At 68.1% G+C, this 21300-nt stretch carries 19 protein-coding genes; 12 read left to right on the top strand and 7 right to left on the bottom strand.

Annotated features, from left to right (window positions below; all coding sequences use genetic code 11):
- Positions 1 to 3: 3 nt before the first annotated feature.
- Together KVT32_RS16515 and KVT32_RS16520 are read right to left on the bottom strand one after the other, a co-directional pair.
- Positions 4 to 1413, bottom strand: coding sequence for an FAD-binding oxidoreductase (locus KVT32_RS16515; protein WP_142049791.1), 1410 nt, complete (start codon positions 1411 to 1413; stop codon positions 4 to 6).
- 7 nt (positions 1414 to 1420) lie between these two features.
- Entirely contained in the window at positions 1421 to 2101 is a 681-nt protein-coding gene (locus KVT32_RS16520) for an aspartate/glutamate racemase family protein (RefSeq protein WP_056320180.1), read from the bottom strand.
- 152 nt (positions 2102 to 2253) lie between these two features.
- Here KVT32_RS16520 and KVT32_RS16525 point away from each other — a divergent pair, with 152 nt between their 5' ends.
- The 12 genes from KVT32_RS16525 to KVT32_RS16580 all read left to right on the top strand — a co-directional run bounded on the left by KVT32_RS16525 (position 2254) and on the right by KVT32_RS16580 (position 14781).
- Positions 2254 to 3195 (top strand): LysR substrate-binding domain-containing protein, encoded by a 942-nt coding sequence (locus KVT32_RS16525; protein WP_056320178.1) that lies wholly within the window; start codon positions 2254 to 2256, stop codon positions 3193 to 3195.
- Between the two features lie 120 nt (positions 3196 to 3315).
- On the top strand, positions 3316 to 4242 hold the full coding sequence (locus tag KVT32_RS16530; protein WP_152383878.1) for a dihydrodipicolinate synthase family protein: 927 nt from the start codon (positions 3316 to 3318) through the stop codon (positions 4240 to 4242).
- Positions 4243 to 4256: 14 nt separating this feature from the next.
- Positions 4257 to 5036, top strand: a complete 780-nt coding sequence (locus KVT32_RS16535) for an SDR family oxidoreductase (RefSeq protein WP_056320173.1) — start codon at positions 4257 to 4259, stop codon at positions 5034 to 5036.
- A gap of 27 nt (positions 5037 to 5063) precedes the next feature.
- Positions 5064 to 6542: a dihydropyrimidinase gene (gene hydA / locus KVT32_RS16540; protein WP_152383877.1), complete on the top strand. Its 1479-nt coding sequence runs from the start codon at positions 5064 to 5066 to the stop codon at positions 6540 to 6542.
- Positions 6543 to 6565: 23 nt separating this feature from the next.
- Positions 6566 to 7513, top strand: a complete 948-nt coding sequence (locus KVT32_RS16545; protein ID WP_152383876.1) for an N-carbamoyl-D-amino-acid hydrolase — start codon at positions 6566 to 6568, stop codon at positions 7511 to 7513.
- Between the two features lie 10 nt (positions 7514 to 7523).
- The gene (locus tag KVT32_RS16550; protein WP_062838416.1) at positions 7524 to 8381 is read left to right on the top strand and encodes a transporter substrate-binding domain-containing protein; all 858 of its coding nucleotides are present in this window, start codon (positions 7524 to 7526) and stop codon (positions 8379 to 8381) included.
- Between the two features lie 73 nt (positions 8382 to 8454).
- A complete protein-coding gene (locus tag KVT32_RS16555) occupies positions 8455 to 9201 on the top strand; it encodes an amino acid ABC transporter ATP-binding protein (RefSeq protein WP_056320163.1) in 747 nt (248 codons plus the stop codon).
- A gap of 20 nt (positions 9202 to 9221) precedes the next feature.
- Complete coding sequence (locus tag KVT32_RS16560; protein ID WP_056320160.1) at positions 9222 to 9899, top strand: amino acid ABC transporter permease; 678 nt, start codon at positions 9222 to 9224, stop codon at positions 9897 to 9899.
- Between the two features lie 136 nt (positions 9900 to 10035).
- Positions 10036 to 10710 carry an amino acid ABC transporter permease gene (locus tag KVT32_RS16565; protein WP_056320158.1) on the top strand — a complete coding sequence of 225 codons (675 nt, stop codon included), beginning with the start codon at positions 10036 to 10038 and terminating at the stop codon, positions 10708 to 10710.
- A gap of 207 nt (positions 10711 to 10917) precedes the next feature.
- Entirely contained in the window at positions 10918 to 12276 is a 1359-nt protein-coding gene (argA, locus tag KVT32_RS16570; protein ID WP_056320155.1) for an amino-acid N-acetyltransferase, read from the top strand.
- 104 nt (positions 12277 to 12380) lie between these two features.
- Positions 12381 to 12653 (top strand): oxidative damage protection protein, encoded by a 273-nt coding sequence (locus KVT32_RS16575; protein WP_056320154.1) that lies wholly within the window; start codon positions 12381 to 12383, stop codon positions 12651 to 12653.
- Between the two features lie 175 nt (positions 12654 to 12828).
- Entirely contained in the window at positions 12829 to 14781 is a 1953-nt protein-coding gene (locus KVT32_RS16580) for a phosphocholine-specific phospholipase C (RefSeq protein WP_217618533.1), read from the top strand.
- Between the two features lie 21 nt (positions 14782 to 14802).
- On the opposite strand, the gene phoU is transcribed toward KVT32_RS16580, so the two are convergent.
- The 5 genes from phoU to rmuC form a co-directional block, all read right to left on the bottom strand.
- Entirely contained in the window at positions 14803 to 15531 is a 729-nt protein-coding gene (gene phoU, locus KVT32_RS16585) for a phosphate signaling complex protein PhoU (RefSeq protein WP_056320149.1), read from the bottom strand.
- 166 nt (positions 15532 to 15697) lie between these two features.
- The gene (rpiA, locus tag KVT32_RS16590; protein WP_217618534.1) at positions 15698 to 16378 is read right to left on the bottom strand and encodes a ribose-5-phosphate isomerase RpiA; all 681 of its coding nucleotides are present in this window, start codon (positions 16376 to 16378) and stop codon (positions 15698 to 15700) included.
- Positions 16379 to 16417: 39 nt separating this feature from the next.
- Positions 16418 to 18112, bottom strand: a complete 1695-nt coding sequence (locus KVT32_RS16595) for an isovaleryl-CoA dehydrogenase (RefSeq protein ID WP_152383872.1) — start codon at positions 18110 to 18112, stop codon at positions 16418 to 16420.
- Positions 18113 to 18164: 52 nt separating this feature from the next.
- Complete coding sequence (locus tag KVT32_RS16600) at positions 18165 to 19733, bottom strand: amidase (protein WP_227741193.1); 1569 nt, start codon at positions 19731 to 19733, stop codon at positions 18165 to 18167.
- 79 nt (positions 19734 to 19812) lie between these two features.
- Complete coding sequence (gene rmuC / locus KVT32_RS16605; protein WP_152383871.1) at positions 19813 to 21195, bottom strand: DNA recombination protein RmuC; 1383 nt, start codon at positions 21193 to 21195, stop codon at positions 19813 to 19815.
- Positions 21196 to 21300 lie beyond the last annotated feature (105 nt).

The following is a 21300-nucleotide window of genomic DNA, read 5'->3' on the forward strand; positions in this document are numbered from 1 at the left end:
GTCCTACAGCAGCTTGCCCGGGTTCATGAGCTGGTTGGGATCGAGCGCCCGCTTGATCATCAGCATCAGGTCCATTTCGACCGGGGATTTGTAGCGGCGCAGCTCGTCGCGCCGCAACTGGCCCACGCCATGCTCGGCGCTGATGCTGCCCCCGCGCTGCGCCACCAGGTCATGCACGCGCCGGTTCAGCGCGGCGGTCAGCCGGGCATACTCGGCCGGCGCCACGTCCAGCGGCAGCAGCACGTTGTAATGCAGGTTGCCATCGCCGATGTGGCCGAAGTTGATGATGGGCAGCCCCGGAAAATCCGAGACCAGCGCCAGATCCGCTTCCTCCACAAACGCCGCCAGGCGCGAGATCGGCAGCGCGATGTCGTGCTTGACCGCCTTGCCCGCACGCACCTGCGCCTGCGAGATGCCCTCGCGCAGGCGCCACAGGGTCTGCACCTGCGTGTCGTTCATGGCGACGACGCAATCCTGGATGACGCCGGCCTCCAGCGCCGCCCCCAACGCGGCTTCCAGCAAAGCCGGCAGGCCGGCCGGTTCCGTGTCGGACAGTTCCACCAAGGCGTAATACGCGTGACGGCCGGCGAGCGGGCTGGCCGCGCCGCTGACGTGCGCCACCACCAGATCCAGGCAGCGCGCCGACATCATCTCGAACGCGGTCAGCCGTTCGCCGCAGACGCTCTGCAGGCGGCTCAGCAACCCCACGACCTGGGCGGGCGTCTCGGCCCCCACCCAGGCCGCCACGCGGCCCGCCGGCGCGGGATACAGCTTGAGCACCGCGCCGGTGATGATGCCCAGCGTGCCCTCCGAGCCGATGAACAGGCTTTTCAGGTCGTAGCCGGTGTTGTCCTTGCGCAGCCCGCGCAGGCCGTTCCAGACCCGGCCGTCCGGCAGCACCACCTCCAGTCCCAGCGCCAGGTCGCGCGTGTTGCCATAGCGCAGCACCGCGGTGCCGCCGGCATTGGTGGCCAGATTGCCGCCGATGGTGCAGCTGCCCTCCGCGCCCAGGCTAAGCGGAAAGAAGCGGCCCGCCTCGCGAGCGGCCGCCTGCACGTCGGCCAGCAGCACGCCGGCGTCGGCGCACAAGGTGTTGTTGACCGGGTCCACCTCGCGGATGCGCTTCATCCGGTTCAGGCTCAGGATCACTTGCGCGCCGCTGCCATCCGGCGTGGCGCCGCCGCTCATCCCGGTATTGCCGCCCTGCGGCACCACCGGCGTGCGGGTCTGGTGACACAGCCGCATGACCGCGGACACCTCCGTGGCGTTGCGCGGCCGCACCACCACGGGCGTGCTGCCCTGCCACTTGCCCAGCCAGTCGCGCACGTAGGGCGCCTGGCCGTCGGCATCCAGCACCAGTCCGCCATCGCCCACCAGATGCGACAGCCGCTCGATCAGTTCATGGTTGCGCATGGTGGCCTCAGGCGCCGTGCCAGTTCAGGCGGATGCGGCCGATCGCCATCGCCGCGGCAGCCTGGGTCGGCTCGACCACGGGCAGGCCCAGCTCGGCCTGCAACCAGCCCCGATAGGCGGCCATGCCCGCGCAGCCCAGCACCAGCACGTCGGCCTGATGTTCGTCGCGCAGCCGCGCGCCGACATGCAGCAGGCGCTCGCGCGTGCGGGCTTCGTCGGACAGTTCCACCACGCCCAGATCCAGCGGCAGCTCGGCCGCCACGCGGCCGGCCAGGCCGATTGCGCCGAACATCCGCCCGTGACGCGGCAGCGACTGGCGCAGGATCGCGATCACGCCAACGCGCTGGCCCAGCGTCAGGGCGGTCAGCATGCCGCATTCGCTGATGCCCAACACCGGCTTGCGGGTGGCTTCTCGCACGGCATGCAAGCCCGGATCGCTGAAGCAGGCTATGACGTAGCCGGCGGCGGCGGCGCCGTGGTCGGCGTCCAGCTTGCGCACCAGGGCGGCCAGCGGCAGGGTCACGCTTTCGACGTCCAGCTGGGTCTGCACGCCTGCGGGGCCCTCGGCCAGCGTCAGGCACCGGATGCGCGGACCACCGGCCATGCGCAGCGGTTCCAGCGCCGCGTCGAACGCGTCCGTCACGGCCTGCGTGGAGTTGGGATTGATCACAAACAGGGTCTGTTCCATTCGTCCGTCCTGGTGTTGGCGACGCGCGGGCGCGGTCCGGGGCAAGGTACGGCGCCAGTCTAGCCGCGCACGGCCTGAGCATGTATTGTCAATTTGTGCGCTGCCCTTAACCCTTTGTTATGCTCGTCGCGTCAATTCGGAGCGGGCGCGCCATGCAACTGAATCTGCGGCAAATCGAAGTCTTCCGGGCGGTGATGACCACGGGCTCGATCAGCGGGGCGGCCAAGCTGCTGTTCGTCTCGCAGCCTGCGGTCAGCCGGCTGCTGTCGCACACGGAACAGCGCCTGGGCTTCGCGCTGTTCGAACGCATCAAGGGCAGGCTCTATCCCACGCCCGAATCCCGGCAACTCTTTCGCGAAGTGGAAACCGTCTATGCGGGCGTGCGCCGCGTGGGCGAGCTGGCCTCGGAACTGTCGGAGCGGCGCAGCGGCATCCTGCACCTGGTGTCCAGCCCCAGCATCGGCCACATGCTCGTGCCGCTGACGATCTCGCGCTTTCGCGAAACGCATCCGGACGTCAAGATCACCTTCCAGCCGCTTACGCAGCAGCCCCTCACGCAGATGCTGCTGGACAACCGCGCCGAACTGGGCGTCGTGATCCTGCCGGTCCAGCACCCCAACCTGCTGACCCAGCCGATCGGGCAGGCCAGGCTCGTCTGCATCTGCCCCTACAACCATCCGCTTGCCCATCGCTCGCTGCTGTCGATCGGCGACCTGCTGCCCTACCCGCTGATTTCCTACGGCGGCGACACGCCGTTCGGGATGCTGGTCGAGCAGATGTACCACGAGGCCGGCCAGACCCGCCGGCTTGCTGTCGAAGTGAGCTCGCCGCAGAACGCGTGCTCGCTGGTGCAGGCTGGCGCGGGCATCGCGATCGTCGATGAATTTTCGGTCAAGAGCCGCACGCAAGGCGACTTCGTGGTGCGTCCGATCGACCAGGCCAAGATCCTCACGGCGAGCCTGGTGCAGTCACGATTCGAGCCCCTGTCGCAGCTTGCGCAAGCCTTCGTGGACGTGCTGCGCCACACGCTGCAGGAGCAGGGTTTCGAGCTGTCGGCGCAGGTCCAGGCAAACCCTGCCAAGGGTAAACCTTGACTTAACCGGCTGTTATACCAAGGCAATAAAAAAGCAAGTGGAGTTCTAAAAGTTCCGCTTTAGGATGACATCGAAACGTCGTTCCCGATTTCGGTTTTCACGCATCCTGACGGAGAAAAGATGGCAGCCTCCATCGACGCCAAAGGCGTCTTCACCATTTGCCCCACGCCCTTTGACGATGCCCTGCGCGTCGATGCCGACAGCATCCGGACGCTGGTCGACTTCCTGCTGGAAACCGGCGTCACCGGCCTGGCCATCCTCGGGTTTCTCGGCGAGCTTCACAAGCTGTCGAACGCCGAGCGCAGGCTGGTCCTGGAAACCTTCGTCAAGCACACGAATGGCCGCGTGCCGGTGTGGGTCGGCGTGCGCGCCCACGGCATTGCCGGCGCCATCGAGCAGGCCCGCGAAGCTCAGGAACTGGGCGCCTCGGCCGTGTTCGCCGCCCCCCTGGACAACGCCAGCGATGCGCTGCTGTTCGACTATTACAAGGCGGTGGCGGACGCCGTGAAGATCCCGGTCGTGATCCACGACTTTCCGGATTCCTTCGGCACCGAGATCCGGCCCGAGGTGGTGGCGCGCCTGGGCCGCGAAGGCGGCGTGCACATGATCAAGATGGAAGAGCCGCCGGTGGGCCAGAAGATCAGCCGCATCCGCGAACTGGTGCCCGACGCGGAGATGGCGATCTTCGGCGGATTGGGCGGCGTGTACTTCCTGGAGGAATTGCAGCGCGGCGCGGTCGGCACCATGACCGGCTTTGCGTTTCCGGAGATCCTCGTCGCCATCTACGAACGCTACGCCAGCGGCGACCACGCCGGCGCCGCCGCGATCTTCGACCGCTACTGCCCGCTGATCCGCTACGAGTTCCAGCCCAAGATCGGACTGGCGCTGCGCAAATACGTGTACCAGCGCCGCGGCGCCATCAAGAGTCATGCGTTGCGCGCACCGGGGATGCGCATCGATCCGGTGACCGCGGCCGAACTGGAAGCCACGGTCGCGCGCGTCGGATTGTCCCTGGCCGCCACCGGCCGCCAACCCGTGCAAGGCTGAAAAGGAGCGCACGCATGGATCTGGGCATCAAGGGAAAGCACGCGCTGGTGTGCGCATCGAGCAAGGGTCTGGGCTACGCCTGCGCGCTATCGCTGGCGCGCGAAGGCGTGAATCTGGTGATGGCCGCGCGCACCGCGGCCACGCTGGACGCCGCGGCTGACGCCATCCGCCGCGAAACGGGCGCCTCGGTCGTCACGGTGGCCGCCGACGTCACCACCGAGGCCGGAAGACAGGCGCTGCTTGCGGCATGCCCCGAGCCCGACATCCTGGTCACCAACGCGGGCGGGCCCAAGCCGGGCGACTTCCGAGAATGGTCGCGCGAGGACTGGATTGCGGCGCTGGACGCCAACATGCTGACGCCGATCGCGCTGATCCGCGCCACGGTGGACGGCATGATCGCGCGCCGCTTCGGCCGCATCGTGAACATCACGTCGGCCGCCGTGAAGATGCCGATCGACATCCTGGGCCTGTCCAATGGCGCGCGCGCCGGGCTGACCGGATTTGTCGCGGGCCTGGCGCGCCAGACCGTGCGTCACGGCGTCACGATCAACAACCTGCTGCCCGGCCCGTTCCTGACGGACCGCCTGCGCCAGACGGCCGAGCGCGGCGCGCGCGACAGCGGCAAGACGGTGGACGACGTGCTGGCTGCGCGGCTGGCGGGCATCCCCGCGGGCCGCTATGGCGACCCCGCCGAGTTCGGCGACGCCTGCGCCTTCCTGTGCGGCGCGCGCGCCGGTTTCATGACGGGGCAGAACCTCGTGCTGGACGGCGGCATCTATCCCGGCACGCTCTGACCCCCCCTTCGCGCGGAAACCCTATCCATGACCGACACCGCAGCATTCGACCTGACGATCCGCAACGGCCGCATCAGCACGGCCGCCGACACCTTCCATGCCGACATCGGCGTGCGCGACGGCGTGATCGTCGCGCTGGGCCAGGGCCTGCCGCCGGGCGCGCGCGACATCGACGCCGCGGGCCGCTGGGTGCTGCCCGGCGGCATCGACAGCCACTGCCACGTCGAGCAGCTGTCGGGCATGGGCATCATGTGCGCCGACGACTTCTACAGCGCAACCGTGTCCGCGGCGTTCGGCGGCACGACCACCATCATCCCCTTCGCGGCACAGCATCGCGGCAACGCGCTGCCTGAAGTCGTGGCCGACTACGCCCGCCGCGCCGAGGAAAAGGCCGTCATCGATTATGGCTTTCACCTGATCCTGTCCGACCCCACGGAACAGGCGCTCAAGCATGACCTGCCCGCGCTCATCAAGAACGGCATCACGTCTTTCAAGGTCTTCATGACCTACGACCGCCTGAAGCTGGACGACTACCAGCTGCTGGACGTGCTGGAGGTCGCAGACCGCGAGGGCGCGCTGGTCATGGTGCACGCCGAGAACAACGACATGATCCGCTGGGTGGCGCGCCGCCTGGCCGAACGCGGCATGACGGCGCCCAAGTATCACGCGGTGGCCCACACGCCGCTGGCCGAAAGCGAGGCGACGAACCGCGCCGTGACGCTGGCCCGAATGATGGATGTCCCGATCCTGATCGTGCACGTGGCCGGGCTGGAAGCCGTGCGCGTGGTGCATTCGTCGCAGGCGCTGGGGCTGCCGATCCACGCCGAAAGCTGCCCGCAATACCTGTTCCTGACGGCCGACGACATCGACGCGCCGGGACTGGAAGGCGCCAAGTTCTGCTGCAGCCCGCCCCCGCGCGATGCGGCCTCGCAAGAGGCCGTCTGGCAGGGCCTGGCCGACGGCACGCTGCAGATCTATTCGTCCGACCACGCGCCCTACCGCTTCGATGCCAGCGGCAAGCTGCCCAAGGGCGAGGCCACCACCTTCAAGGACGTGGCCAATGGCGTGCCGGGACTGGAGGTGCGCATGCCGCTGCTGTTCTCCGAAGGCGTGCTGGGCGGGCGCATTTCCATCGAACGCTTCGTCGCGCTGACCGCAGCCAATCACGCCCGCACCTACGGCCTGTATCCGCAGAAAGGAACGATCGCCGTGGGCGCGGACGCCGACATCGCCATCTGGAACCCGGAACGCGAAGTGACGATCTCCGCGTCCATGCTGCACGACAACGTCGGCTACACGCCCTACGAAGGCAGGACGGTGCGCGGCTGGCCCGAAGTGGTCATCAGCCGCGGCCGCATCGCCGTCGAGGACGGACAGTTGCACGTGGCGCGCGGCAGCGGCCGCTTCATCAAGCGCGGCACGCCGGAACCGGTGCTGCGTCAGCGCCTGACCGGCAACCCCAACGCGCTGGTGCGCAAATACTTTTCGGCCGATAGCGCCGCCTGAGTCACTGAGCAAAGGATCACGGCATGAGCAAACGTCCCTTCGGCCTGGCGGTCGCGCAGATGGGTCCGGTGCAACCCGAAGAAACCCGGCGGCAGGCGGTGGCCCGCCTGCTTGAGATGATGCGCGAGGCGCACGGACGCGGCGCGCGCATGGTGGTGTTTCCGGAACTGGCGCTGACCACCTTCTTTCCGCGCTACTGGATGACCGAAGAAGAGGCGATGGCACGCTACTTCGAAAAGGAGATGCCCGGCCCCGAGACCCGCGTGCTGTTCGACACCGCCCGGGAACTGGGCATCGGGTTTTATCTGGGCTATGCGGAAATCGCCTCGGACGGCCGGCGCTACAACACCAGCATCCTGGTCGACGCCAACGCGCGCATCGTCGGACGCTACCGCAAGATCCATCTGCCAGGCCACAGCGACCACAAGCCTGACGCGCCCTTCCAGCACCTGGAAAAGAAGTTCTTCGAAGTCGGCAACGACGGCTTCAATGTCTGGGAAACGCTGGGCACGCGCATCGGCATGTGCCTGTGCAACGACCGCCGCTGGACGGAGACCTGGCGCGTGCTCGCGCTGCAGGGCGCCGAGATCGTGGCGCTGGGATACAACACGCCGTCATTGAACATCCACTGGAACGAACCGGTCCACTTGCGCATGTTCCACCACCTGCTCAGTCTGCAGGCGGCCGCGTACCAGAACGCGGTCTGGGTGGCTGCCGCAGGCAAGACCGGCAACGAGGACGGCAGCCACCTGATCGCCGGATCGGCCATCGTCGCGCCCACGGGCGAGATCGTGGCGCAGGCGCAGGGGGAGGAGGACGAGGTGATTTTCTGCCAGGCCGATCTGGCGCTGGGAGACACCTTCAAGCAGCACATCTTCAACTTCGCCGCCCACCGGCGTCCGGAACACTACGGCTTGATCCTCGAGCGCGTGGGAACCGGACCCGCCCTGGGCAAGACGCCTCTTCCCTAAAGGACCTGCCATGACCCGCCTTCTCCGCACCCTGACTTTTGCCGGCCGCTGCGGCCTCACGTTGTGCCTGGCCGGCGCCAGCCTGGCCGCGGTTGCCGCCCAGCCGCTGACCACCGGCGTGGATGCCACGTTCGCCCCGCACGCCATGCCCAAGCTGGGCGGCGGCCTGGACGGCTTCAACATCGAACTCGGCCAAGCCATCGCCAAGCAGTTGGGCACGACGATCAAGATCGAGGGCACCGAATACGCGGCGCTGATTCCGGGGCTGAACGCCAAGAAGTACGACTTCGTGCTGGCGCCCACCACGGCCACCGAGGAACGCGCCCGCGCCCTGCTGTTTTCCGAAGGCTACCTGAACACGGACTATACCTTCGTGATCGGCAAGAACGGCAAGGAAATCAAGGGGCTGGATGACCTGAAGGGCCGCAAACTGGCGGTCAACAAGGGGTCGGCCTACGAGAACTGGGCGCGCGACAACGCCGCCAAGTACGGTTTCACGTATGACGTGTACGCCTCCAACGCCGACGCTGTGCAGGCCGTGCAGGCCGGCCGCGCGGACGCCAACCTGGCGGGCAACACCGTGGCGGCGTGGGCGGCCAAGCAGAACCCGGCGGTGCGCACCAGCTACACGATCAAGACGGGCCTGGTGTGGGCGCTGGCGTTCCGGCTGGACGACCAGGCGGGCCGCGACCGCGTGTCGATGGCGCTCAAGTGCCTCAAGCAGGACGGCACGGTGTCCAAGCTGGCGCAGAAGTGGTTCGGCTTCACGCCTGCCCCGGGCTCCGCGGCGGTCACGGTGACGCCGGGCCAGGGCGTGCCGGACCTGCCGGGCTACGACGCCAAGCCGGTCGAGCTGCGCTGCAGCTGATTTTCCGGCGCACCGCCAACGACAGGGGGGAAGCCGCCACGCGGCCTCCCGCCCGCGCTTTGAGGAGCTTTCAATGGAAACGCCGATCCTGAAAATCGCCGGGCTGCACAAGTCCTATGGCGACAACGCGGTCCTGAAAGGGATCGACCTGGACGTGGGCAAGGGCGAGCTGGTCTTCATGATCGGCCCGTCCGGCTCGGGCAAGAGCAGCCTGTTGCGCTGCTGCAACCGGCTGGAGGAGCCGACAGCCGGCAGCATCCACGTCGACGGAGAGGAAATCACCGCCCCCGCCGCCGAGCTGAACCGCATCCGCCAGAACATCGGCATGGTGTTCCAGCACTTCAACCTGTACCGCCACATGTCCGTGCTGTCGAACATCACGCTGGCGCTGCGCAAGGTGCAGAAGCTGGCGCGTGCCGAGGCCGACCGCCGCGGCATGGAGGCGCTGGACCGCGTGGGGCTGGCCGACAAGGCAAAAGCCTATCCCGACCAGTTGTCCGGCGGCCAGCAGCAGCGCGTGGGCATCGCGCGTTCGCTGGCGCTGCGGCCCAAGGTGGTGCTGTTCGACGAGCCGACCAGCGCGCTGGACCCGGAGCTGGTGGGGAGCGTGCTGAACGTGATGCGTGAACTCAAGCGCGACGGCATGACGATGATGGTGGTCAGCCACGAAATGGGCTTTGCCCGCGCGGCAGCCGACCGGGTCGTGTTCATGGACGGCGGGGTGATCGTCGAACAAGGCCCGCCGCAGGACGTCTTCGGCGCCCCCCGACAACCCCGCACGCAGGCCTTCCTGGCCAGCATGGCGGAACATGCCGCGTAACGCGGTTTGAAGAGTGCGCCATGGATCTGAATGCCCTGCTGTTCTCGTTCTTCAATGCGGAAGTCGCCTGGCGCTACCTGCCCGACATCCTGGCCGGCATGTGGGTCACGCTGCAACTGGGCCTGGCCGTGGCCGCGACAGGCGTGGCGCTCGGCCTCGTCCTGGCCGTGGTGCGCGCGCTGCGCATCCGGCCGGTGAATTTCCTGATCATCTGCTTTGCCGACATCCTGCGCGCGCTGCCGCCGCTGGTGGTGATCATGGTGCTGTTCTTCGCGTTCCCGTACATCAACCTCTCGATGTCGGCGTTCATGGCGTGCTGGCTGTCGCTGTCGCTGGTGCTGGCCGCTTTTGCCGAGGAAATCTTCTGGGCGGGCATCCTGTCCGTGCCGCGCGGCCAGGCCGAGGCGGCGCGCTCGACGGGGCTGAACTGGCTGCAAAGCATGGTGTATGTGGTGATGCCGCAGGCCATGCGGCTGACGGTCGCGCCGCTGACCAACCGCGTCATCGCCATCACCAAAAGCACCGCGCTGGGCTCTGTCGTGGGCTTGAGCGAAGTGCTCAACAACGCGCAATCGGCCAGCAGCAATGCGGGCAACGCCACGCCGCTGACCTTGGCCGCGGTGGCGTGCCTGCTGATCTTCCTGCCCGTGGTCGTGCTGGGGCGCTGGACCGAAACGCGCTTCAAGTGGAAGCACTGACGGGAAGCACTGACGGGAAGCACTGCGCGAACGCATCTTTACGAATACATACCGGGCGGGAAGCGAGGCTGATCACACCCGCCCGGCACAACAAGGGAGCCCGGAACGGGCCCCAAACGGGCCCCAGGGGAACCGCATGGACGAAATCCTGCAGAATTTCTTCAACCTGAACATCTATGTCAACGTCGCGCCTTACCTCTTGCAGGGCCTGGGCCGCACGCTGATGCTGTCGGCCATGGTGATCCCCGTGGGGCTGGCCTCGGGGCTGCTTATCGGGGTGCTGTCGGTCACGCTGAAGGCGCGCTGGTCGCGCGTGCTGCTGGCCATCTACATCGACTTCTTTCGCGCGCTGCCGCCGCTGGTGCTGCTGATCTTCATCTATTTCGGTGCGCCGTTCCTGGGGCTGGACCTGCCCAAATTGCTGGCGGTGGCCGTGGGCTTCATGCTGAACAACTCGTCCTACTACGGCGAGGTCTTTCGCGCCGGCCTGGAAAGCGTGCCGCGCGGCCAGATCGAGGCGGCGCGGTCCACCGGCCTGTCGGCCTGGCAAACGATGTGGCACGTCCAGATCCCGCAGGCCACGCGCAATGTCATGCCGGACCTCATCAGCAACACGCTCGAAGTGGTCAAGCTGACCACGCTGGCCAGCGCCGTGGCGCTGCCCGAGCTGCTTCGGGTGGCCCGCGACGCCCAGTCGCTGGTCTACAACCCGTCGCCCATCGTGCTGGCGGCGCTTTTCTACCTGGCGCTGCTGTGGCCGGTGGTGCGGCTGCTCAGCCGGCTGGAACACCGCCAGCTATCGCGGCATTGACGCGCGCCTTGCGGTCCGCTCGCCTGCCGGGACCGCAAAGCGCGACCGCCTGTGGGGCGCCCGCAACAACGCCTGCCGCGCCCGCCGTGGGCGCGGCAGGCGCGAGCCCTATAATTCCGCCTAGCGCCGCCCCCGGGGCGGTGCTCTGCGCATGGCCCCTCGGCCCGCGCCGTCCCGCGACCCATAGGATCTTAAGCAACACACATCATGCCCGACCTGGAACCAGACACCGTCTCCGCCCTTGAAGCCCCTGAATTCGCCGCCGCGCAATTTGTGCGATGGTTCCGAGACGTGGCCCCCTACGTGCATGCGTTCCGAGGCAAGACCTTCGTGGTGGCGTTTGGCGGCGAACTGGTGCAGGCCGGCGCGCTGAACGCCCTGGTCCAGGATCTGTCCCTGCTCTCGTCGCTGGGCATCCGGCTGGTGCTGGTGCATGGCTCGCGGCCCCAGGTCAACGAGCAGCTGCGCCTGAAAGGCTACACGCAGCAGTTCGACCGGGGCCTGTCCCCCACCGACGCCGCCGCACTGGAATGCGCCAAGGAGGCCGCCGGCGAGATCCGCCTGGACATCGAGGCCGCGTTCAGCCAGGGGCTGCCCAACACGCCCATGTCGCACGCGCACATCCGCGTCATCTCCGGCAATTTCGTGACCGCGCGTCCGGCGGGCGTGCTGGATGGCGTGGACTACAAGCACACCGGCCAGGTGCGCAAGATCGACGTGGAAGCGCTGAAGTTCGCCATCGAGAAAGGCTCGTCGGTCGTGCTGCTGTCGCCGCTGGGTTTCTCGCCCACGGGCGATGCCTTCAATCTGGCGATGGAAGACCTGGCCACCAGCGTGGCCGTGGGACTGCGCGCCGAAAAACTGATCTTCCTGTCCAGCTCGCAAGGCGTGCTGAACGACGACGGCACGCTGGACACCGAACTGGCGCGTGTGGATGCCGACGCCCTGCTGGCGGCCGGCGAGCTGGACGAAGAGACCCATTCCTTCCTGCAATACGCCTCGCTCGCGGTCAAGCGCGGCGTGGCGCGCGCCCACCTGCTGCCGTTCCAACTGGACGGCAGCGTGCTGCTCGAGATCTTCACCCACGACGGCGTGGGCACCATGGTCGTCGAGGACACGCTGGACGACCTGCGCCCGGCCACCATCGACGACGTGGGCGCCATCCTCAGCCTCATCGAGCCGCTGGAAGCCGACGGCACGCTGGTGCCGCGCCCGCGCAGCGTGGTCGAGCGCGACGTCGAAAACTTCACCGTGCTGGAGCACGACGGCGTCATCTACGGCTGCGCGGCGCTGCATGACTTTCACGAGGAGCAGATGGCCGAAATGGCCTGCCTGATCGTGCACCCGGAATGGCAAGGGTCGGGCGAAGGCGAAATCCTGCTGCGCCACATGGAGTCGCGCGCCCGCGCGCTGGGCGCCAAGCGGCTGTTCGTGCTGACCACCCGCACCTCGCACTGGTTCATCAAGCGCGGTTTCGTGCAGGGCGGCATCACCGACCTGCCCCGCGAAAAGCAGACCAACTACAACCGTTCCCGCAACAGCCTGGTCTTCATCAAGAAGCTCTAAGACCGGCCTGCGGGGCCATTGCACCGCCAGCGGAAGGGGCTTGGCGCCCGACGCACGCCAAGCCCGCTAAAATGACGCGTTATTCATTTTTCCGGCAGCGAACCATGGCCCGTATCGTCAACTGTGTGAAACTGAAGCGTGAAGCCGAAGGACTGGACTACCCGCCCTATCCCGGTGAACTCGGCACCCGCATCTGGCAAAGCATTTCCAAGGAAGCCTGGGAAGACTGGAAAGGCGTGCAGACCCGCCTGGTGAACGAAAACCGCCTGAACCTGGCCGACGCCCGCGCACGCAAGTACCTGCAGCAGCAAATGGAACGCTATCTTTTCGAAGACGGCAGCGTCGAAGCCGACGGCTACGTTCCGCCCTCGGCCTGATCCGGCCCGCCCCCGCCGCGCCCACAGGCGCGCGGCTTGGCAAAGCCCCTCGCATGCGAGGGGCTTTGTTTTTGCGGCACGCCGGCATCCGTCCTGCCCGAGTGTCTTCCGAGCGTCAATCGCACACCGGCCAAGGCCTTAAGATTCAAAGAATGCCGACCGTATTAAAGCTGTCATGAAAGAAGAATCGCGCCCGCCCATCAGTCCCGACCCGTCCCCTGTCATCGCGCGTGCCTTGCAGATCGAACCCGACCGCAAGACCGGCACACTGAAAGATGTACGCCACGTCGTGATCCTGATGCAGGAAAACCGGTCCTTCGACCATTACTTCGGCACGCTGCCCGGCGTGCGCGGGTTCGCGGATCCGCATCCCGCGCCCACCCGCGCGGGCACGGTGATGACGCAGACCGATGGCCAGGCGCGATGCCGCCCCTACGATCTGCAGGCTGAGGTTCCCAGCGACAAGCCCGTCGGCTACATCACGCCGCATACCTGGGACGACTCGCAGCGCGCCTGGAACGACGGCCGCATGGACCAATGGCTGTCCGCCAAGAGCCGGCTGGGGCTGGGCGTCTACCGCAGCGCCGACGTGCCGTTTCAGACCGCCCTGGCCAACGCCTTCACGCTGTGCGATGCCTATCACTGCTCGATCCAGGCAGGCACCAATCCGAACCGGCTGTTCCTGTGGACCGGGACGAACGATCCGCTGGGCGCGGCCGGCGGACCCGCGCTGGTCAACACCTTTGACCGGCTGGGCCCCGCGGGCGAAGGCTACGCCTGGACCACGTACCCCGAGCGTCTGCAGGACGCGGGCATGGACTGGCGCATCTACCAGGACATGGCGGACAACTACAACGACAATCCGCTCGCGGGATTCCGGCAGTACCGGCGGCAACACGAGGGCAGCGCCGGGGACGCGCCGCTGCGCGACCGCGCGCTGGCCACCCGCACGCTGGACGACCTGGCGCGCGATGTAGCGCAGGGCACGCTGCCCGCCGTCTCGTGGATCATCGCGCCCACGGCCGACTCGGAGCATCCCGAAGTTTCCTCGCCCCGGCGAGGCGGCGCCTATACCGAGCGGGTGCTGGACATCCTGACGTCCAGTTCCGACACCTGGAGCCGGTGCGTGCTGTTCGTCACCTACGACGAAAACGATTGCTTCTTCGACCACATGCCCCCGCCCGCGCCGCCAGCGCGACATCCGGACGGCGAGTCGGGCGGCCTGTCGACCGTGGAGCTGGACGGCGAATACCACGACGCGCGGCAGGGTCCCAGCGCGTCCACGGCCGACGATCCGGCGGGCATGCACGGGCGCGCCTTCGGCCTGGGGCCGCGCGTGCCGATGCTGGTGGTATCGCCCTGGAGCCGCGGCGGATGGGTCAATTCGCAGGTGTTCGACCACACCTCGGTCATCCGATTTCTGGAAATGCGGTTCGGCGTGGCCGAACCCAACATCAGCGCCTGGCGCCGCGCGGTGGCCGGCGACCTGACGACGGCATTCGATTTCGCTGGCGACCGGAATTCGCATCACCCGGACAGCAACCGCCACACCTGTCCCCTGCCCTACACGCTGGAGGCCGTGGGCCAGATGGCGGCCGACGGCGAACACTACCGCCTGACGCTGCGCAATCCGGGCAGCGCGGGCGCCGTGTTGCACGTGTACGATCGGCTCGCGCTGGCGCGCGCGCCCCGGCGCTACACGGTCGGTGCGGGCGCGCGCCTGGACGACGGCTGGAAGCTGGGCGCGGACCGCAGATACGACCTCTGGCTATTGGGGCCGGACGGCTTTCACCGGCAGTTCCGCGGCGATGCGCGCGATGCGGGCACGCTGGAAGCGCAACTGGTGCCCGTCACCTCGGGCCTGCGCCTGCGGCTCGTGAACCAGGGCGACGCGCCCCAACCGGTGCGGGTGGAATCGCAGATGAACGATGGCTGGCGCGCGATGGCGCACGTACCCGCGGGCGGCGCGGTCGAACTCAAGTATGCGGGTTGCGAGGGCTGGTACGACCTGGAGGTCAGTGCGCCGGCCATGCCGGTCTTTGGACGCCGGCTGGCGGGCCGCATCGACGGCGGCAAGCCGGGTGTGCCGGATCCCCGGCTGTGCCAGGGAGCGGCGCTGCCGCTGTGAAGCGGCAGCCGGTCTTGCCGTTTACTGGTCCGAGGTATCCTCGGATTCTTCTTCGCCGCGCGCCAGGCGCTCGGTGTTCTTCACGCCGGTGTGGCGCACGTCGGCGCCCTTGACCATGTAGATCACGCGTTCGGACATGTTCTTGGCGTGGTCGCCAATGCGTTCGAGCGCGCGCGCGATGAAGATCATGTCGATGGCGCGCGAGATCGTGCGCGGATCTTCGATCATGTACGTGATCAGGTGGCGCAGCGCGCCCTTCCATTCCTTGTCGACTTCCTTGTCGCTGCGCACGACGGCGGCGGCCTGGATGGGGTCGAGGCGGGCGAACGCGTCCAGCGCCTGGTGCAGCATGTTGCGCACGTTGGCAGCCATGTGGCGCAGTTCGATCACGGGAATGTGGCGCAGTTCGCCTTCGTGGACGCGGCGGGCGACGGTCGCGACCTTCTCGGCCTCGTCGCCGGAGCGTTCCATGTCGGTCAGCATCTTGGACACGGCCATCAGCATGCGCAGGTCGATGGCGGTGGGCTGATGCCGGGCCAGGATGCGGCTGATGCTCTCGTCGATCTCGACTTCGTGGCGGTTGACTTCCTTTTCCCGCTCGCGCACCTTTTCAACCAGCGTCATGTCGCCGCTGGCCAGCGCATCGATCGCCTCCTGGATCATGGCTTCCACCACGCCGCCCATTTGCAAGAATTGCGAACGGACGCTTTCCAGATCGGCGTCGAACTGCTTGTTTGTATGCTCCGTCATCCGGGCTCCCTGCGTGGTTGATCTCATTGCATTGCCCCGAAGTTGAGAGAAGTTACGAGATGGGCCTGCACAACCGGCAAGGTTATGACCCAAGTGTGACAGGATTATGAATCGCGGCCCCGCCCCCCGCAAGGCGGTTCGGCGGGACCAGCCCTGGCCGCCGGAATCAGGCGCGGCGGTCCAGGCGGCGGATGCCGTTCTGGGTGGCCAGCAGGGCCACGTCGGCGCCGGACAACGCAAACAGGCCGCAGGTCACGACGCCCGGCAGGTTGTTGACGATGGCTTCGAACGCGGGCGCGTCCGAGAGGGTGAGGCCCGACACGTCCAGGATGATGTTGCCGTTGTCGGTGACAAAGCCGTCGCGCAGGCGGGGCTGGCCGCCCAGCGCGGTCAGCGCGCGGGCCACGGACTCGCGCGCCATCGGGATGACCTCGAGCGGCAGCGGAAACTTGCCCAGCGTCTGCACCAGCTTGGATTCATCGGCGATGCAGATGAAGCGCTCGGCCACCGAGGCCACGATTTTCTCGCGCGTCAAAGCCCCGCCGCCGCCCTTGATCATGTGCAGGTCGGCGTTGATCTCGTCGGCGCCGTCCACGTAGATGGGCATGGTCGAGACGTCGTTCAGGTCCAGCACTTTGAGGCCATGGCCGGCAAGATGAGCCGCGCTGCGCTCGGAGCTGGCGACCGTCCCGCCGATGCGGCCCTTGAATCGCGCCAGGCCGTCGATGAACAGGTCGGCGGTGGAACCGGTGCCCACGCCGATGATGACGTCCGGGCCGGCGACCTGTTCGACGAATTCCAGGGCCGCGTCGGCGGCTTGCTGCTTGAGTTCTTGCTGGGAGAGCATGGCGGTAGAAGTGCGGAAAAGTTGCTTGAGCCGGGAAATTTAGCATGCGGCGATGGCGGGCCAGGCGCGCGCCAGGATCGCCGGCGTGTCGACGCCCGGCGTGGCGACGCCAGCTGTATCGTCCCCCGCGCCCAGTTCGCCGAACATGCCGCCCGTCTCCCGCAGGCGGCTGGCGACGAAGGCCTGCGACACGGCGGCGGGCGCGTGCTCGATGAGCAGCGCCGCCTGCCACAGGCGCGCCAGCCCGGCGGCGATGCGGCGCGCGTGGAATTGCGCGTGCTCGCCATCCGCCAACATGGCGCGCCAACGCGCCAGCGCCGCGTCGAAATCCTGGTACTGCCCTGCGGCGCGGGCCAATTCGGCCTCCAGCGCCGGCAGCGCATCGGGTTCGCGTTGCAGCGCCCGCAACACGTCCAGCGCCATGACGTTGCCCGAGCCTTCCCAGATCGAATTGACGGGCGTTTCGCGGTAAAGGCGCGGCATCGGGCCTTCCTCGACGTAACCGTTGCCGCCCCAGACCTCCATGCACTCGGCCACGGCGGCAACCGCGCGCTTGCAGACCCACAGCTTGGCGGCCGGCGTGCCCACGCGCACAAGCGCGCGCGCGCCCGCGTCGGCGCGCTCGTCCACGGCACGCGCCAGACGCAGCGCCAGGACCATGGCCGCTTCGCTTTCCAGCGCCAGGTCGGTCAGCACATTGCGCATCAGCGGGTGCTCGACCAGCGGCTTGCCGAAGGCCTGCCGGTGCAGCGCGTGGTGCGCCGACTGCGCCAGCGCCTGGCGCAGGAGCGCCGCGCTGCCCAGCACGCAGTCCAGCCGCGTGGTGCCCGCCATCTCCAGCAGCACCGACAGGCCGCGGCCGGGCTCGCCGACCATCACGCCCCAGGCATCCTCGAATTCGACTTCCGAGCTGGCGTTGCTCCAGTTGCCCAGCTTGTCCTTCAACCGCCGCACGCGCACCGCGTTGCGGGGGCCATCCGGTATCCAGCGCGGAACGAAAAAGCAGCTCAGCCCCTCGTCGGTCTGCGCCAGGACCAGGTGGGCATCGGCCTGCGGCACCGAAAAGAACCATTTGTGCCCCACGAGCTGATACGCGCATCCGCGGCCGGGCGCACCCAGCGGCATGGCGCGCGTGGTGACCGCGCGCAGGTCCGAACCGCCCTGCTTTTCGGTCATGCCCATGCCGATCAGCGCGCTGCGCTTGGCGGCAAGCGGCGCGTCGCTGCCATCGAACTCCCGCGCGTACAGGGCCGGCAGCCACTGGCCGGCAAAGTCCACCACGCCGGCGGGCTCGCGTTGCAGCAGCGGCACGGCGGCAAAAGTCATGGTGGTGGGACATAGCGTGCCGGCCTCGACCTGCCCCTGCATCAGATAGGCAGCCGCGCGCGCCACCTGCGCGCCCGGCGCGGGCTGCATCCACGCGCGGCTATGCAGGCCGCGCGCCATGATGCCGCTCATCAGCACGTTCCAGGCGGGGTGGAATTCGACGCGGTCCACGCGATGGCCGGCCCGGTCGAAGCTGACCAGGCGGGGCGGACAGCGGTTGGCCTCGGCGCCGGCGGCCAGCGTCTGCGCCCGGCCCAACCAGGCGCCGTGCGCGGCAAGATCGCCCGCCCAGGCCTCGGCGCCCTCGCGCCGCACGGCCTCGCGCAGCGCCGGATCGGTGTCGTACAGGGAATAGTCTTCCAGGGGCGGCACCTGGTTGAACACGGTATGCGTCGCAAACGATGACATGCGATCTCCCTGGTTTGGCCGGCCGGCGCGGGGCGGCGGCGCCCGGTGGCAGCTATCGGGCCATGGGCGCCGTCAAGGGCCAGGGCCGCAGCGTTTCGACCTGGGCAGCCAGCTCCAGCAATTGCGCCTCGGCGCCGAGCGGACCCATTACCTGGATACCGATGGGCAGCCCGTCCGCAGACATGCCGAAGGGGATCGAAATGGCGGGCATGCCGGTCAGGTTGGCCAACGGGGCGAATGGCGAATAGCCGATGACGCCCTTCTTGCCCAGACGGTAGGCCAGATAGTCGGCGTTGTCCATGGCGTAGCGCCCGATAGGCGCGGGCGGCAGCGCCAGGACCGGACTGAGGAACAGGTCGTAGCCCTGGGCGCCGTCGCGATGCAGGAAGCGCCCGATGCGGCGGGTGATTTCGTGGCAGGTGTCCACGCAGGCCACGTACTGCGCGCCCGAGATGGCGCGGGCGTACTCGCGCGCGCCGAGCGTGGTGGGCTGCAATTCGTCGGCGGCCAGGCGGCGGCCGCGCGCGGCGACAAAGCTGTCGATGGCGTTGGCGGCCGCGCTGGCGATCAGGGGCAGCATCGGCGACAGGACTTCCTCGGAGCCGACGGGCGGCGCGGCGGGCACCAGTTCATGACCCAGCGCGGCGAAGAACGCGGCGGCCTCGTCCAGCGTGGCGGCGACATCGGGATGGATCGCGCCGCCTTCGTAGGTGGTGTTGATGAACGCGATGCGCCGGCGGGGCGCCGCGCGCGGATCGGCGGCAACGCGGGCCACCACGCCACGATAGGATTGCGCGGGCTGGACGGGCGCCGCATAAGGCGCACCCACGTCCGCGCCCGCACTGATGTCCAGCGCCGCCGCGCAATCGCGCACCGACAGCGTCATCATGTGTTCGGTGGCCAGGCCGCCCCACCCTTCTCCTTTCAGCGGACCCAGCGGCATGAGGCCGCGCGAGGGCTTGAGCCCCAGCACGCCGCAGCACGAGGCGGGAATGCGGATCGACCCGCCGCCATCGCTGCCATGGGCGATGCGCACCATCCCGCTGGCCAGCGCCGCCCCGGCGCCGCCGCTGGAACCGCCCGCGCTATGACCCTTTTTCCAGGGATTCTGCGTGGCCGGGCCATAGACCGGCGATTCCGTCGTGGGGCTCAGGCCAAGCTCGGCGCTGGTCGTGCGGCCAAACGGAATCAGCCCGGCGCGGCGATAGCGCTTGACGATGTCGGCGTCGAGGTTCCATTGGACCTTGCCGTACAGAACGGACCCCATCATGCTGGGCAGGCCGATGGCGGCCGTGGCCAGGTCCTTGAGCAGGGTCGGCACGCCCAGAAATGGCCGGTCGCGCAGCAGCGCCTGGCGTTGTTCGGACGTCAGCGACGCAAGTTCGGCGTCCATCGCCTCGGCCAGCCGCAAGCCGGCCTCGGCCTGCACGCCGCAGGCGGCGTTAATGGACGGATTGCGGGCCGCGACGCGATCCACCGCCTGCTGCATGGCAACCAGCGCCGTGGTGGCGCCCAGGGCGATATCGGCGCCCAGCGCCGTCGCGTCGAGAGAAGAGGAATCATGGCGTTCGGCGATGCTCATGCTGACGATGCTCCAGGTATCGACGGCGAAGTGCCGCATGCATGAGGATATCGGCTGCGAGGGCGGGCAACAAGCACGCGCCGGGGCGGACGGGGCCCCGGACTTCGGTGTTCCCGCCTCAGACGCCGCCGGTGGACGGTGCGCGGGTCTCGTCGGTGTCGTCGTCGGGGTCGGCGGCGTCCGCCGCGCTGGCGCCCAGCAGACGCAGGGCATCGGCTTCGGGCAGGGCCTCCACGCCCTTCAGGTTGCGCAGCATGGCGCGCGTGCGGACCTCGGTCTGGCCGATCTTGTTGCTGGCGGTGTCCAGGGTCTTCTTGACGCTGGCCAGCGATTCGCCGAACTTGCCGAACTCTGTCTTGACGGCCCGCAGCACCTGCCAGACCTCGGAGGAACGCTGTTCGATCGCCAGCGTGCGAAATCCCATCTGCAGGCTGTTCAGCAGCGCGGCCAGATTGCTTGGCCCCGCCACGTTGACCCGCAGGTCGTGCAGCTTGTCCAGGAGGCCGGGGCGGCGCAGCACCTCGGCATACAGGCCTTCCGTTGGCAGGAACATGATGGCGAAATCGGTCGTGTGCGGCGGCGCGATGTACTTGCCGGCAATCAGCCGCGCCTGCACTTCGACCGCGCGGCCCAACGCGGCCCCGGCCGCCTTCACGCCTTCGGCGTCGGCCGCTTCCTGCGCATCCATCAGGCGCTCGTACTCTTCCTTGGGAAATTTGGCGTCGATCGGCAGCCAGACGGGATCCCCGCCATCGCCGCGCCCCGGCAGCCGGATGGCGAATTCGACGGCGGCATCGCTGCCCGGCACAGGCTTGACGTTGCTGGCGTACTGATCCGGCGTCATGTTGTCTTCGATCAGGCGCGCCAGTTGCACTTCGCCCCACGTGCCGCGCGACTTCACGTTGGTCAGCACACGCTTGAGGTCGCCGACCCCGGCCGCCAGCGCCTGCATTTCGCCCAACCCCTTGTGCACGGCTTCAAGACGGTCCGACACCAGCTTGAAGGACTCGCCCAGGCGCTGCTCCAGGGTGGCGTGCAGCTTTTCGTCGACAGTACGGCGCATTTCATCGAGCTTGGCGCTGTTGTCCGATTGCAGCGACTGCAGCCGTTGATCGACCGTGGCGCGCACTTCCATCAGGCGCCGCTCGTTGATCTGGATGAGGCCCTGCAGTTGCTCCGAGAACCCCGCGGCAAAGCGCGCCAGCGATTCGGCGGACTCGGCGCGGGCGGCCTGCGCATCGCGCGACAGCCCCGCGCGCAGGTCGCCATGCGACTGCGCCAGCTCCTGACGCAGCCCGCGCGTGGATTCTGAAAACTCGCTGCGCAGGCCGCGCTGGCCTTCGGCGATGTCGGCGCGCAGCGCGCGCTCGGTTCTTTCCAGGCCTTCCAGCAAGGCCTCAAGGCGGGCGTCCGACGCGGACGGACGCAGCCAGGCCAGCACCGCGGCCACGAAGGCAAGCACCGCGCCACCCGCGGCGACCCAAAGCAGAATGTCGTTCAAGAAAGGGCTCTCCAAAGCGCGAATTGTAGGTCGCATTCTGCCCCCGTTTCCAGCCGGCGCGGCGGGCGCGAAGACGCGGCGGGAGCAACCGGATTAAACTGGCGG

Origin of the sequence: Achromobacter sp. GbtcB20, assembly GCF_019091095.1 — a bacterium.
Lineage (GTDB): Bacteria > Pseudomonadota > Gammaproteobacteria > Burkholderiales > Burkholderiaceae_B > Achromobacter > Achromobacter mucicolens.

What these genes read in the sequence shown, in the direction of transcription:
- KVT32_RS16515 (WP_142049791.1), bottom strand. Translation starts at nt 1,413, where the DNA reads ATGCGCAACCATGAACTGATCGAGCGGCTGTCGCATCTGGTGGGCGAT.
- KVT32_RS16520 (WP_056320180.1), bottom strand. Translation starts at nt 2,101, where the DNA reads ATGGAACAGACCCTGTTTGTGATCAATCCCAACTCCACGCAGGCCGTG.
- KVT32_RS16525 (WP_056320178.1), top strand. Translation starts at nt 2,254, where the DNA reads ATGCAACTGAATCTGCGGCAAATCGAAGTCTTCCGGGCGGTGATGACC.
- KVT32_RS16530 (WP_152383878.1), top strand. Translation starts at nt 3,316, where the DNA reads ATGGCAGCCTCCATCGACGCCAAAGGCGTCTTCACCATTTGCCCCACG.
- KVT32_RS16535 (WP_056320173.1), top strand. Translation starts at nt 4,257, where the DNA reads ATGGATCTGGGCATCAAGGGAAAGCACGCGCTGGTGTGCGCATCGAGC.
- hydA (WP_152383877.1), top strand. Translation starts at nt 5,064, where the DNA reads ATGACCGACACCGCAGCATTCGACCTGACGATCCGCAACGGCCGCATC.
- KVT32_RS16545 (WP_152383876.1), top strand. Translation starts at nt 6,566, where the DNA reads ATGAGCAAACGTCCCTTCGGCCTGGCGGTCGCGCAGATGGGTCCGGTG.
- KVT32_RS16550 (WP_062838416.1), top strand. Translation starts at nt 7,524, where the DNA reads ATGACCCGCCTTCTCCGCACCCTGACTTTTGCCGGCCGCTGCGGCCTC.
- KVT32_RS16555 (WP_056320163.1), top strand. Translation starts at nt 8,455, where the DNA reads ATGGAAACGCCGATCCTGAAAATCGCCGGGCTGCACAAGTCCTATGGC.
- KVT32_RS16560 (WP_056320160.1), top strand. Translation starts at nt 9,222, where the DNA reads ATGGATCTGAATGCCCTGCTGTTCTCGTTCTTCAATGCGGAAGTCGCC.
- KVT32_RS16565 (WP_056320158.1), top strand. Translation starts at nt 10,036, where the DNA reads ATGGACGAAATCCTGCAGAATTTCTTCAACCTGAACATCTATGTCAAC.
- argA (WP_056320155.1), top strand. Translation starts at nt 10,918, where the DNA reads ATGCCCGACCTGGAACCAGACACCGTCTCCGCCCTTGAAGCCCCTGAA.
- KVT32_RS16575 (WP_056320154.1), top strand. Translation starts at nt 12,381, where the DNA reads ATGGCCCGTATCGTCAACTGTGTGAAACTGAAGCGTGAAGCCGAAGGA.
- KVT32_RS16580 (WP_217618533.1), top strand. Translation starts at nt 12,829, where the DNA reads ATGAAAGAAGAATCGCGCCCGCCCATCAGTCCCGACCCGTCCCCTGTC.
- phoU (WP_056320149.1), bottom strand. Translation starts at nt 15,531, where the DNA reads ATGACGGAGCATACAAACAAGCAGTTCGACGCCGATCTGGAAAGCGTC.
- rpiA (WP_217618534.1), bottom strand. Translation starts at nt 16,378, where the DNA reads ATGCTCTCCCAGCAAGAACTCAAGCAGCAAGCCGCCGACGCGGCCCTG.
- KVT32_RS16595 (WP_152383872.1), bottom strand. Translation starts at nt 18,112, where the DNA reads ATGTCATCGTTTGCGACGCATACCGTGTTCAACCAGGTGCCGCCCCTG.
- KVT32_RS16600 (WP_227741193.1), bottom strand. Translation starts at nt 19,733, where the DNA reads ATGCGGCACTTCGCCGTCGATACCTGGAGCATCGTCAGCATGAGCATC.